General features: G+C 43.8%; 11 protein-coding genes, 1 pseudogene and 1 riboswitch. Of the genes and pseudogenes, 2 read left to right on the top strand and 10 right to left on the bottom strand.

Going from position 1 to position 13,486, the window contains the following annotated elements; all coding sequences use genetic code 11:
* Window positions 1–94: 94 nt before the first annotated feature.
* Window positions 95–1,447: a YjiH family protein gene (locus LC065_RS06715; protein WP_226592880.1), complete on the top strand. Its 1,353-nt coding sequence runs from the start codon at window positions 95–97 to the stop codon at window positions 1,445–1,447.
* Window positions 1,448–2,063: 616 nt separating this feature from the next.
* On the opposite strand, the gene LC065_RS06710 is transcribed toward LC065_RS06715, so the two are convergent.
* From LC065_RS06710 to ribD, 10 genes and pseudogenes are all read right to left on the bottom strand, one after another.
* Window positions 2,064–2,729 carry a type 1 glutamine amidotransferase domain-containing protein gene (locus LC065_RS06710; RefSeq protein ID WP_226592882.1) on the bottom strand — a complete coding sequence of 222 codons (666 nt, stop codon included), beginning with the start codon at window positions 2,727–2,729 and terminating at the stop codon, window positions 2,064–2,066.
* A gap of 57 nt (window positions 2,730–2,786) precedes the next feature.
* Window positions 2,787–3,599 (bottom strand): GNAT family N-acetyltransferase, encoded by an 813-nt coding sequence (locus tag LC065_RS06705; protein WP_226592884.1) that lies wholly within the window; start codon window positions 3,597–3,599, stop codon window positions 2,787–2,789.
* 55 nt (window positions 3,600–3,654) lie between these two features.
* A complete protein-coding gene (locus LC065_RS06700) occupies window positions 3,655–4,671 on the bottom strand; it encodes an acyltransferase family protein (protein WP_226592886.1) in 1,017 nt (338 codons plus the stop codon).
* 171 nt (window positions 4,672–4,842) lie between these two features.
* Complete coding sequence (locus LC065_RS06695) at window positions 4,843–6,084, bottom strand: aminopeptidase (RefSeq protein WP_226592888.1); 1,242 nt, start codon at window positions 6,082–6,084, stop codon at window positions 4,843–4,845.
* Window positions 6,085–6,158: 74 nt separating this feature from the next.
* Window positions 6,159–6,872, bottom strand: a complete 714-nt coding sequence (locus LC065_RS06690) for a cryptochrome/photolyase family protein (protein ID WP_306163836.1) — start codon at window positions 6,870–6,872, stop codon at window positions 6,159–6,161.
* Between the two features lie 109 nt (window positions 6,873–6,981).
* Complete coding sequence (locus LC065_RS06685; protein ID WP_306163835.1) at window positions 6,982–7,584, bottom strand: deoxyribodipyrimidine photo-lyase; 603 nt, start codon at window positions 7,582–7,584, stop codon at window positions 6,982–6,984.
* A gap of 175 nt (window positions 7,585–7,759) precedes the next feature.
* Window positions 7,760–8,227: a 6,7-dimethyl-8-ribityllumazine synthase gene (gene ribH / locus LC065_RS06680; RefSeq protein WP_226592892.1), complete on the bottom strand. Its 468-nt coding sequence runs from the start codon at window positions 8,225–8,227 to the stop codon at window positions 7,760–7,762.
* A 16-nt stretch (window positions 8,228–8,243) separates the two neighbouring features.
* Window positions 8,244–9,437, bottom strand: a complete 1,194-nt coding sequence (locus LC065_RS06675) for a bifunctional 3,4-dihydroxy-2-butanone-4-phosphate synthase/GTP cyclohydrolase II (RefSeq protein ID WP_226592894.1) — start codon at window positions 9,435–9,437, stop codon at window positions 8,244–8,246.
* 12 nt (window positions 9,438–9,449) lie between these two features.
* Window positions 9,450–10,101, bottom strand: a pseudogene (gene ribE, locus LC065_RS06670) (riboflavin synthase).
* Window positions 10,101–11,177 carry a bifunctional diaminohydroxyphosphoribosylaminopyrimidine deaminase/5-amino-6-(5-phosphoribosylamino)uracil reductase RibD gene (gene ribD, locus LC065_RS06665; protein WP_226592969.1) on the bottom strand — a complete coding sequence of 359 codons (1,077 nt, stop codon included), beginning with the start codon at window positions 11,175–11,177 and terminating at the stop codon, window positions 10,101–10,103. The pseudogene ribE and the gene ribD overlap by 1 nt, the downstream one beginning before the upstream one ends.
* Window positions 11,178–11,347: 170 nt before the next feature.
* A riboswitch (FMN riboswitch) is annotated at window positions 11,348–11,497 on the bottom strand.
* A 294-nt stretch (window positions 11,498–11,791) separates the two neighbouring features.
* Here ribD and LC065_RS06660 point away from each other — a divergent pair.
* The gene (locus tag LC065_RS06660) at window positions 11,792–13,453 is read left to right on the top strand and encodes a glycoside hydrolase family 13 protein (RefSeq protein ID WP_226592899.1); all 1,662 of its coding nucleotides are present in this window, start codon (window positions 11,792–11,794) and stop codon (window positions 13,451–13,453) included.
* Window positions 13,454–13,486 lie beyond the last annotated feature (33 nt).

Below are 13,486 nucleotides of genomic sequence, written 5' to 3'. Positions count from 1 at the left end.
TTTGATCGAAAACGTAATAGAATAAATAGTGTTGCATAATTATTCTCAAGCATTTATAAATAAAAAAATCAGACAACGTCAGGAGAGATTTTGGATGAGAGCGAAAGACTTCAATGCATCATCACACTTAAAGTTCATAATTCCATCCTTGATCGGAATTTTCCTATTTATGTTTCCGATCTTCGGGGATGACGGGGCCGTAACCATTCCAATCGCTATTCTTGCAGGTTGGGTGGAAACATGGCTTGCCGATTATTTATCCTTGATCATGACGATCATTATTACCATTACAGCCATTGGAACGGTTATAGCAAAGGCAGCTGGCAAAGAAGCTCTGAGTGGATCACCATTTTTCCAATCTCTATTTAATGTGCCACCAGTATGGATGGTTACTCGCCTTTTAGGTATGATTTTTGCCATCATGGTTTACTTCCAAATCGGACCTGAAGCGATCACAAGTCCAAATACAGGCGGCTTGCTTCTTGATTCCCTACTGCACGTTCTCTTTGCCGTTTTTCTATTTGCAGGACTGTTTTTACCGCTGCTTCTGAACTACGGACTGCTTGAAATGTTCGGGGTCGTCTTAACAAAAATCATGCGTCCCCTTTTCCGATTACCGGGACGTTCTTCCATCGATTCCTTAGCCTCCTGGTTAGGAGATGGAACCATCGGTGTCCTTCTTACAAGTAAACAGTACGAAGAAGGTTATTATACGAAGCGGGAAGCGGCTGTCATCGGGACAACCTTCTCCGTCGTATCCATCACCTTCAGCCTTGTCGTCATTCAAGAGGTCGGTCTTGGCGATATGTTCGGTCAGTTTTACTTAACTGTAGCGATCGCAGGTTTCATCGCCGCTTTGATCATGCCGAGAATTCCACCTCTTTCTAGAAAAGCAGATACGTATGTAACCGAAGAACCAAGCGATCAAAAAGAAGAAGTGCCAGAAAATCACAACTTGATCACCTATGGCTATACTAAAGCTGTAGAACGTGGCAGCAAGGCAAGTGGAATCGGGAACTTCCTGAAACAAGGAACCCAGAATATCCTGGATATGTGGATGGGTGTAGCACCGATTGTTATGGCGCTGGGTACCATCGCGCTCGTCATTGCTGAATTCACTCCATTTTTCACATGGATCGGAATGCCGTTCATTCCACTTCTTGAACTGATGCAGGTTCCTTATGCACAGGAAGCATCCGAAACCATCCTTGTTGGTTTCGCCGACATGTTCCTTCCTGCGATCATCGGCTCTTCTATCGAAAGTGAAATGACCCGTTTCATCATTGCATCTCTATCTGTGACGCAGTTAATTTATATGTCTGAAGTTGGTGGGCTATTGCTGGGCTCTAAAGTTCCGGTCAATATTAAGGACCTATTCATCATCTTCCTTCTAAGAACAATCATTACACTGCCGATTATCACTCTAATCGCACATCTATTGTTCTAAAGCAAAAGCACTTCCTCCAACGAGGAAGTGCTTTTTTTAAATAGCAGGGTTGTGGAAGGCTCAATTTCGAGAATTCCCTGGGTTCGTTTGCGGTGTTGAGCGACAGGGTTGGTTGGGAAGCTACTCGCTTTCCTGCGGGGATGACGGAGAGCCTCCTCGAGCTAAAGCTCTGTGGGGTCTCTCCAGCCCATCCATTCCCGCGGGAGTCTCGCAGCTTCCCAACCACCCCATTCGATGTATGAGTGAAACGAACCTCGTTGCTCAGGGAGACCGCCTTCCACTATTAAAGCATAAAGCGCTCTGTGTCAAGCTGATAGGATTCAAAAACATGGCTTGGGAGATTAATTCTCATACTTCCATCAATCAGGAAATGCTGCTTATTCCAGAAGTGGTTTCGAGACGCTTATATGGTCAAGGGGCGGAGGGAAACGGTGAGACTCCTATGGGACGTGTGGGACAGGTGAGACCCCGGAAGGCGTAGCCTGAGGAGGCTCACCGCCCGCCCCATGGAAAGCGAACTGTTTCCCGTAGCCCCGAAACTCACGCAAACATCTCGAAACTGAGTCTTCTAGTATAGGGAACTTATATGGAAAAAACCGCTAAGCTATTTGGGGGCTTAGCGGTTTTTTAGGAGTTCGAGCATTTTTTGTGCGGTTGAGAGACTGGACTGTGGGTTCTGTCCGGTGACGAAGGGATCGTCACTGACGACGTGATCAGAGTAGGCTTCACCAGAATCAAACTCCGCCCCAGCTTCCTTCAAACGATCTTCCAGCATAAAGGAAACAACAGAATCGAGCCCGGTATCTTTTTCTTCCTCATTCGTAAAGCCGGTGATCTTTTTCCCTTCAACAAGTGGCTGGCCATTATGGTCTTCAACGCCTACAAAGCCAGCAGGTCCGTGACATACAGCACCAATGACTTTATTCTCTGTTAAAAAGTGTCGAAGCAATTCTTCAAGCTCATCATTTTCCGGGAAGTCGATCATCGTCCCGTGTCCTCCGCAAAGAAAAATTCCTGCAAATTCAGTTGGGTCTACTTCTGCTAGAGGAACTGTTTTATTGATTGGTTCCATGACGCCATCCCAAACCTTTGGCAGTTTATTGCTGTAGCTGTTCGGATCGATGGGAGGACGCCCCCCTTTAGGGCTAGCTGCTGTGACTTCATAACCCGCTTCCTGAAATTCTGTTGCAGGCTCGACAAATTCCTGAAGCCACAATCCTGTTTCATGTTTTCCGTCCAATTGGTCCGCATTCGTCACAATCATTAATATCTTTTGATCCATGATCAGCAACCTCCTTGTACATCTCCCTCCTATTATTTACAAATGGAACCATTTCAATCACAATACTTTTTTCATCCAAACCTGCTGCAATTGTGTTTCGAACCCTTCTTCCTTCAATGCTTTATAGGCAGAGCTTCCTTCAGGTATATTGAAAGCAGTAATGATGGCATTTGGATAACTTGAACGAAGGGTTTTCAGACATTCTTTCCCCTTGTTCTTAGACTGTAGCTGAAATAATGTGATGTGTCCTTTATCATTCCGAGTCAAAAGCAATCCTCCCAAGGTCGCTTCACCATCCGTGACATTGAAAAACTCCCCCTTTTGTAAGGAGAAGGGTTGGTTCTGCCATGGATATTTCTCTTTGGATATTTGCTCTTTCCATTTGCGTTCATCCACGGATTCTAAACGGCTCAGGGATTCTCCAGTCTTCCCTCCAAGTGTGGATCTCATGATATGTAAATGATCAACAACCTGATATCCATACCCTTCGTATAATGCGATGGCAGATTGGTTATCTGATATCGCTTCTAATGTAGCTACAGATGCGTTTTCCTTTTTATACATAGATAAAGAGGAGTGAACCAGTAAGCGTCCCACTCCTCTTTTACGATACGAAGGGTGTACAGCCGTCCCTCCGTTATAGGCTGTTTTTATACCGTCTACTTCTTGAACACCATTTAAAACGATTCCCACAGGCTTCTCCCCATCATAAGCGAGAAATGAAAAAGCAGGAGATAACCGTTTTGAACTCATCATTTGAATCAAACCATCCAAATCAAACTGCATGTTGACTTGATAATCTTGAAAACCTTCGTTTAAGCATGTTAAGGCATCCTTGAACGAACAGTTCTCCATGGGCACAATTTTCATTACAATTCCCTCCCTTATCTTTCATAACATTCTTTACAAAGGAGGAAATCCCTTCTTAGGACTGAAAGGAAGAATCTTTATGATTGACCTTGTGCCACCATTTTTTCAAGAGTTGTATGCGTCCTTCTATAAATGGCTGAGTCAGGGTGCGGATAATTCTGCTCGATAAAATATACACAATCGCTGCAGCTACGATAGCAAGACCTAAGACGTCAAATACATGATCAACTTTGAACCAATCGGCTTGACGGAAAAATTGAATGAAGAACCCGTGCAGCAGGTAAACGTATAACGTCCTTCCACCCAGGTAAGTCAGCCGATATTGCGTATTCGGAACCCACGCAAAGACACTGATGGTCATAACGGCAGCAAGAACATAGACACCTAAGCGGAACACGCCTCCCATTTCGGGGCTTCCCAGCACTTCATACGATTTAGAGCCGAGCAGCCAGCCTGAGCTGAATTCCGGAAATAGTGCGATGACGGAAGCAACAATGGCCATCACGACAAGGCTTGCTTCTTTTACGCGGCGAGTTCTCCATTTGTGGACATGTTCTTTCGTCATCCAATACCCTACAAGGAAGAAAGGGAAGAAAACGAATGTCCGGGACAGGCTGAAATGATGCCCAATGTCACTGAAGTACCCAACGAGCACTCCGATTTGCACAGCAATCGCCACTCCTAGAAATGGAGGAATCTTTTTGAACCAATAAAGCAGGATGTGCCAGCAGAACAAACTGAACAGGAACCATAGAGACCAGTGAGGATAGAAAATCCCACTTAACGTGGCTCCTTTTCCAATAAAGAAATAGTACCCTGTATAAACAAGTTGAAAAATGAGATAAGGCAAGATTAATTTTTTTGCTAATTGTAAAATGTAGTCTTTTTCCCCGGATCCTTTGGCAAAGAACCCAGCAAGAAAAATGAATGCAGGCATGTGGAACGTATAAATCCATGTATATAATGTGTACATTGGTCTCGATCCGTCTGTAAACGGTTGAATGATGTGACCAAAGACGACGAGAAAAATTAAAACGAGTTTGGCATTATCAAAAAAGGCATCACGTTTCATGTTGTCTCACCCTTCATTTATCGATTAATCCTCTACCTATTGTTTACCACATTCCTGTGCTTTTTAAGGCACTTTTATTCATTTTTAAACCATATGTAAACCAATTGTTATCTTCTGTTATGAATTGTTATGTCTAAAAAAGAGACATCCCCTACGGATGTCTCTCTGAAATCATTCGAATTCGATGGCCCATGATCCTTTACGGAAAATCGCTTCGAATTCACCTTCTTTGGTTTCACCGTCAATGTCCAACTCCTTAGAACCCATCATAAAATCTTCATGGATCAAGCTGTCATTGACCCCATGAGAATCCATTTGTTCTTTATTGAAGGATGATCCTCCGCGGATATTGGTCGGGTAAGCTTTTCCTAAAGCCAGATGACAGGAAGCATTTTCATCATAAAGGGTGTTGTAGAAAATGTGACCTGATTTAGAAATTGGAGATTCATTAGGAACAAGGGCAACCTCTCCAAGACGTTTCGCTCCATCATCACTTTCAAGGAGATGTTTTAATGTCTCTTCTCCAGATTCCGCTTGATAGTCGACAACTTTTCCATTCTCGAACGTCAGCGTAAAGTTCTCAATCAGATTCCCTCCATAATTGAGAGGCTTCGTACTTGTGACCTTTCCTTGAACGCCTGTTTTATGAGGCATGGTGAACACTTCTTCTGTCGGGATGTTCGGGTTGAATTCCGTGCCTTTTTCTGAAGTTGTCGAACCGCCATGCCAAATGTGGTTCTGAACGAGCTCAATCGACAACTCCGTGCCTGGTCCCTTATAGTGAAGCTTCTTGTATTGCTTCTGATTCAAGTATTCGCGAGCCTGACGAAGCTTCTCGTTATGCTCTTCCCATGCTTGAATCGGATCTTCCTGATCAATCCGTGTAATGTGGAAGATTTGTTCCCACAACTTGTCCTGCGCTTTTTCAGGCGAATCATCCGGGAATACCTTTTGAGCCCAGGCTTCCTGGGGATAGGCAATGATCGACCATGTGGTTTTATCGTTCATAATATAGTCTCTATACTTCGTGAGAGCTTCTCCACTAGCTTTATTTGCCTTAGCAATCCGCTCCGAATCGATGCCCTTGAATAAATCAGGATTCGGTCCGTAAATGGATAAAAGCGCATAGCCGTCCTTGACCATCTCTTCCAAGCCTTCCGCTTTCCATTTAGGGAAATTCTCAAGCACTTCCATAGGAGCATTCTTCATTTTCATAAAACTGAGAACTTCATCATTCCATTCCAAATGAACATTCTTTGCACCTCTGCCATAAGCTTTCGCTGAGATCGTGCGGACGAGCTCAGCAGCTTCGATTGGAGCATTGATGATCAATCCTTGTCCTCTTTGTAGGTTCACACCTTTTTTCAAAGCAAGATCTGCATACTTTTCTAATTGTTTCTGATGTTTACTCAATATCTAACCCTCCAACTTCTTCATTCTCTGTCTATTATTTCATATCCCTGCCTTGTTTCCTAGAACGAACGCCTCTATGTTTTATCTTTGAACAATTCTATCGCTCGTTCTCTCCTCGTTTTATGGTCGACGATCGGTGCTGGATAGTCTTCCCCTATGATACATCCCGCTTCCTTCTGCTCTTCTTTTGTCATGTTAGCTGGTTGATGGATATGTTTCTTTTTCACGTTTTCAAGTTCAGGCAGCCACTCTTTTATGAATCGGCCATGGGGATCGAATCGCTCGGATTGCCGTGTCGGATTGAAAACACGAAAGTACGGTACAGGATCCGTGCCTGTAGAGGCAGCCCATTGCCACCCCCCTATATTCGAAGCAGGATCGTAATCCACCAGCCTCTCTGAAAAGTATTGCTCCCCTTCACGCCAATCCATAAGAAGGTCTTTCGTCAAAAATGAAGCGACAGCCATTCGCAAACGGTTATGCATCCAACCTATTTCATTTAATTGACGCATCGCTGCATCAATAAGCGGAAATCCTGTCTGACCTTGTTTCCATTTTTCAAGCAGTTCATCATCATTATTCCACGGTATCCCTCTGTATTTTTCCACCATTTCTTTAGAATTAGCATCAGGATAGTAATGGTAGATCATGTTATAAAAATCCCGCCAGGCAAGTTCAGAAATGTACGTATCGACTCCGGATGTGTTTTTTCTGAAATCTACATCCTCTTCGATTTTATGGTAGATGGTTCTGATGGATATCGCCCCGGTACGAAGAAAACGAGACATCAGACTCGTCCCATCGAGAGCAGGGAAATCCCGCCGCTCATCATAGTCGTAAATGTCCTCATCCAGAAAATGTTCCAGTCGTTCGAGCGCATCTTCTTCACCGACGCTCTCATAAGCGCCTCGTGTTTTTTTTGATCAAATCATCATATGCACGCCGGCCTTCAGAAAATGCCTCCCTCTCATCAAGAGCGGAAGAAGATAACTGATCAAAATCAACTTTTTGGATGGCAGGCTTCTGAAGCTGCTTCCACTTTTTAAGATAAGGAGAGAAAACTTTGTAAAAACCTCCATCGTTTTTCTTCACTTCATCGGCTCCGTGAAGATGATGATCATTGTAAGCATACACTTCCACATCACGCTCACTTAAATATTGGGTAATCGATTCATCACGGTCTTTCCCAAATCCGACTTCATCTTTATTGAAATAAACCATCTCCACTTTCAAATCCTTGATGAGGTGTCGGAACGCTTTTTCCGTTTCCCCGTAAATGAAATGAAAAGGAGCCTTTCGTTCATCGGCCCTGTCTACGACACTCTTCAATGTTTGGAAAAAGTAATCATGCCTCGGAGTAAATGATTGATTTAATGATGGATGGATATGAAAAAACAGAACGATTTGATCGTCGCCTTTTGTATGTTCCAACGCTTTGGCTAAAGCGGTGTGGTCGTTTAACCTTAAATCTCGTCTAAACCATACAGCTCTTCTTGTCATCCTTCCCCTCCTTCCTTCTTTACCCTTCCTTTTTACTTGTGGATATAAACTACAGATAACCACTTATCCACATGTGGACAGCCTTTTACTCTTTTATCAGAAAAAGGGCATCCTCAAACCGGATCCCCCTTCACAAAAAAAGAGCTGACCAGCTCACTAGTCAGCTCCTCATCATTTATTCGAAGTTTTTGAGTAGGGTTGCCATTTCAATAGCTGCAGTAGCTGCTTCCCATCCCTTATTTCCTGCCTTCGTACCCGCGCGTTCAATCGCTTGCTCGATCGTGTCTGTCGTGATGACTCCGAAGATGACCGGAATGCCACTTTGCTTTGAGGCCTGAGATACGCCTTTAGCTGCTTCATTACATACATAATCGAAGTGTGGGGTAGAGCCGCGAATCACCGCTCCAAGTGTAACGACAGCATCGTATTTTCCTGAGTTCGCCATTTTACTTGCTACCAGTGGGATTTCGAAAGCTCCTGGTACATAAGCCACTTCAACGTCATTTAATTCAATCCCATGCCGCTTGAACGCATCAACCGCGCCTTCATATAACTTTCCTGTAATGAAATCGTTGAAACGACCGACAACGATCCCGACTTTTAATCCTGTGCCTACGAGGTTACCTTCTATTGTTTTTACCATGTTTCCTTCATCCCTTCTAGTAGTGAAATAAGTGTCCCATCTTGGATTGCTTCGTTTTTAGATATCTTTCATTTTCTTCTCTGGATTCCATTTGGATTGGAACGCGGTCCACAACTTCCAATCCGAAACCTCCCAGGCCTGAAATCTTTTTCGGATTGTTCGTAAGAAGTCGAAGCTTTGTAATTCCGAGATCTTTGAGAATTTGTGCACCGACACCATAATCTCTTAAATCCGGGCCGAACCCCAGCTTCTCATTCGCTTCTACCGTATCCAAACCTTCTTCTTGAAGTTTATAAGCTTGGAGTTTATTCATTAGTCCAATGCCGCGGCCTTCCTGTCTCATATATAAAAGGACGCCGCTTCCGTTTTCTGAGATCTGCCTAAGTGCATTGTGCAGCTGCGGACCACAGTCACAGCGGTAGGAACCAAACACATCTCCTGTCAAACATTCAGAGTGGACGCGGACAAGCGTTGGCTCTTCCGGATTGATTTCGCCTTTAACCAGCGCGATATGATCTTTGAAATCAATATCGTTAGAAAAACCGATGGCACGGAAATCCCCATATTCTGTCGGCATTTTCACTTCCACTTCACGCTTGACATGGTTCTCTTTTTTATGACGGTATTGGATAAGGTCTGCAATCGTGATCATTGGAAGATCAAACTCATCCGCCATTTTTCTAAGATCAGGCACACGTGCCATTGTTCCATCGTCTTTAATGATCTCACAAATGACCCCGGCCGGACGTGCTCCAGCAAGCTTGGCAAGGTCAACGGAAGCTTCCGTATGCCCCGCTCGACGCAGGACTCCGCCTTCTTTCGCAATTAAAGGAAAGATATGTCCAGGCTTCTGGAAGTCCGCTGCCGTCGTTTCTGGATTCAACATTTCCTTGATTGTCAATGCGCGTTCATCTGCAGAAATTCCCGTCGTTGTATCTTTATGATCAATACTTACAGTAAAGGCCGTTTGGTTGGGGTCTGAATTGTTATCGACCATAGGTACTAATTCTAAGTCCTGAGCCAGGTCATTGGTAATTGGTGCGCAGACAAGTCCGCGACCATGTTTGATCATGAAATTGATCATTTCAGAAGAAGCATACTCCGCAATTCCTATTAAATCTCCTTCGTTTTCACGATCCTCGTCATCACAAACAATGACAAGTTTCCCCTGCTTTAAATCTTCAATCGCTTTTTCTACTGAATCAAACATCATTTCACCCTCTTATGCAAAGCCGTTGTCGGAAAGAAACTGTTTAGACAGTCTTGCCTTCGGCTCTTCTTTATTTTGTCCGCTCAAAAAATGAGCTACGTATTTCCCGATCATGTCGCACTCAATATTGACACTGTCTCCTGGTCCTTTTCCACCGAGCACCGTGTGCTCCATCGTATGAGGAATAAGAGAAATCGTCACTCTGGAGTCATCGACACCAAACACCGTCAATGAAGTGCCGTCCACAGCGATGGATCCTTTAAAAACGAAATATTGGATAAGTTCTTCAGATAGTTCAATTTCATAATAAACGGCATTGGATTCAGGTTTTTTTGAAACGATTTTTCCCGTTCCATCAATATGGCCGGAAACTAAATGCCCCCCCGAAACGCCCGCCTGCAGCCATCGCACGTTCTAAATTAACCGGGTCTCCTTGCTGCAGTTCATGAATGTTCGTAGCTCTGTAAGTTTCAGGCATAACGTCAAAAGAGACGGTCTGCTCCGTAAAGTTTGTTACAGTCAAACAAACGCCATTGACGGAAATACTGTCTCCTAATTTAACGTCTGTTACTATTTCTTTGGCTGAAATGTTCACTTCGAGTGCTTCTGTTTTATTTTTTACTGATTTTAATGTTCCTATTTCTTCAACAATCCCAGTAAACATTAAGATTCTCCTTTTCTAACGGAAACAATTTTAATGTCGTCCCCTATTTTTTCAGTCGAGACGATTTCATAGGAGCTTACATTCTTTAATTGCTCTATTCCTTTACCGCCCACAGGCGTCAAAGCTTCTTTTCCTCCGATTAACTTCGGAGCCATATACGTTATCGTTTCATCCACTTTTCCGGCGCGTACGAACGCATCGGCAATCGTCGCTCCTCCTTCAACAAGCAAAGAAGTGACTTTTTGTTCTCCCAAATACCGGAGAACTTCTTCTATGGAAACCTGTTCCCCATGAAGAGGGATGATGGTGACATGCTCATGAGTTTCATAAGGGGCCACCTCTTCTTTCTTCACATGATTCCCTACGAAAATCCATGTTGGTGCCGAATCATCCTGGATTAACTGAGAGGAAGGCGGTATTCTGAGGTGAGTATCGAGGACCACCCTAATCGGGTGCCGTCCATCCCCCTCTATTCGCGTTGTCAGCTTAGGGTTATCCATCAGCACTGTATTGATTCCGACTAGGATCGCATCGGAAAGATGTCTATAATGATGACCATCCAGGCGCGCTTCCTCACCTGTAATCCACTGACTTTCACCTGTAGAAGTGGCAATCTTCCCATCCAGGCTCATAGCTGACTTCAACCGGACATAGGGTTCTTTCTTTTGGATGAAGTGAAAAAAGGAAGTATTGATGTCGTCTGCTTCTTTTTTCAACACCTCTGTCTTCACATCAAGACCGCGTTCTCTCATCATTCGAATCCCTCTGCCGGACACTTTAGGATTAGGGTCATTGGATGCAATCACTACTCTTTGAATGCCAGCTTCAATGACGGCTTCTGCACATGGGGGGGTCTGCCCATGGTGACTGCACGGTTCGAGCGTGACATAAATTTCTGCCCCTTTTGCCTTCTCCCCTGCCATACGGAGCGCATGGACTTCGGCATGAGGTTCGCCCGCCTTGACGTGAACCCCTACTCCCACGATCTGATTATGGTTAACGACAATGGCAGCGACTGAAGGGTTCGGGCTTGTTTGGCCTACCGTTTCCCGCGCCATGTCAATAGCAATTCTCATGTATCTTTCATCCCGATCCAAGACCTTCACCACCTTTTCCAATCAGCATGCATGGCCGAAAAAATAAAAAACCCTGAAGAAGACAGACTTCCCTAGGGTCATTGAACGTAAATCGCATACACTTAAAAAAGGGTACACGTAATGCTTTAGTTTTTGTACCTTTACGTTTCTACAACCTTCTCCCATCCAGACTTTAACTGTCGGCTTTGGAGTTTCACCAAATCAGGGAGAACCGTGTCTAACACTGATTCTCCGTCGCGGGCTCGGAGCACATGCTCATTACCGCCGGCTGGGATTTTCACCCGACCCCGAAGGTTTACGTTATTCAATTATTCGTTACACTATAAATCATATCGGATTTGTTTAGGAAGTGCAATTCAAATGAACTCCTCTATTTTCATTTTTCACCCCAGCCCCTATTGTAAAACCAGATAAAATCCGCTAAGATAGATTACATCAGGAAAACGTTTGCACAGAACTGAGAAGTATTTATAAAAACATCTATTTAGTAAAAGCTTGGAAAGTAATCAGGTTTTTATTTTTCACAATATGCGCAATCGGTTGCATGTAACTGGGATAGGCAACTATAACTGTAATGAAATGAGGGGAATACTATGGAACGTGTATGGTGGAAGGAAGCGGTTGGGTATCAAGTCTATCCTCGCAGTTTTCAAGATTCGAACGGTGACGGAATCGGGGATTTGCAAGGAATGATCGACAGGCTTGATTATTTAAAAGAAATGGGCATCGATTTTATTTGGATCTGCCCAATGTACAAGTCTCCTAAAGACGACAATGGGTATGATATTTCCGATTACCAGGACATCTTAGAAGAATTCGGTACGATGGAAGATTTCAATCGATTGTTACAAGAGGTACACAATCGTGGTATGAAACTGATCATTGACCTTGTTCTCAACCATACGAGTGATGAACACCCATGGTTCATTGAATCAAGAAGCTCTAAAGACAACCCGAAGCGTGACTGGTACATTTGGCGGGACGGAAAAAATGGTGCTGAGCCAAACAATTGGGAAAGTATCTTTGATGGTTCCGCCTGGCAGTACGATGAAAAAACAGATCAATATTATTTGCACGTGTTCTCCACTAAACAGCCGGATCTGAACTGGGAAAACCCTGAAGTTCGTGAAGCATTATATGATACAGTCAACTGGTGGCTGGAAAAAGGTATTGATGGCTTCCGCATTGATGCCATCAGTCACATTAAAAAACGCCCGAACTTCCCTGATATGCCAAATCCAAGGAAAGAGAAATACGTTTCTTCCTTCGATATGCATATGAATCAGGAAGGCATCCATAAATTCTTACAAGAATTCAAAGACGAAACGTACAGCAATTATGACGTCATGACCGTCGGCGAAGCCAATGGTGTCAGTGCCGATGAGGCAGACCTCTGGGTCGGCGATAACGGAAAAATGGACATGATCTTCCAATTTGAACACCTGGATCTTTGGGATCAAGGTGCAGAGCAGCAACTGGATATCCCAGGATTGAAAAAAGTCCTTACACGCTGGCAGAAAGCTCTGGAGGGTGACGGATGGAATGCTCTATTCGTAGAAAACCACGATAAAGCCCGTGTTGTTTCTACGTGGGGCGACGATGAAGTCTACTGGCGCGAAAGTGCAACATCCATTGCCACGATGTATTTCTTCATGCAAGGAACTCCATACATCTATCAGGGACAGGAAATCGGCATGACAAATGTGGCCTTCCCTTCTATTGAAGATTATGATGATGTCGCGGCAAAGAATTTATATAAAACGAAAAAAGAACAAGGCATGTCCCATGAGGATATCATGGAGATTCTTTGGAATACCTCCAGGGATAACAGCCGTACACCTATGCAATGGAGCCACGAAGAAAACGCCGGATTCACAAGCGGTACGCCATGGATGAAAATCAACCCGAACTACAAGGCCATCAATGTCGCAGACCAGCAGGATGATCCTCATTCGATTCTGAATCATTATAAAGAAATGATTCAGCTGAAGAAGCAACATGATCTGTTCACATATGGGACGTATGAGTTAATTCTTCCGGACGACAAACAGATTTATGCTTATACAAGAACACTTGATGGTAAAACCGCTTTAGTGATTGCAAACTTGACGAAAAATACAGCAGCATTTAAGTCCTCTTATACTCTGAACTCGAAGGATTTAATTCTATCAAACCTAATTGTAGATAAACATGTGGATGAAACGAGTTTTACACTTAAACCTTTTGAAGCACGTGTTTATTTACTAAACCAATAACCTTTTACCACCTATTCGATGAAAACTAAAAAA

It is taken from the genome of Halobacillus litoralis, assembly GCF_020524085.2.
In the GTDB taxonomy this organism is placed as follows: Bacteria; Bacillota; Bacilli; order Bacillales; family Halobacillaceae; genus Halobacillus; species Halobacillus litoralis_E.
This window is presented reverse-complemented; position numbering and strand designations above follow the sequence as displayed.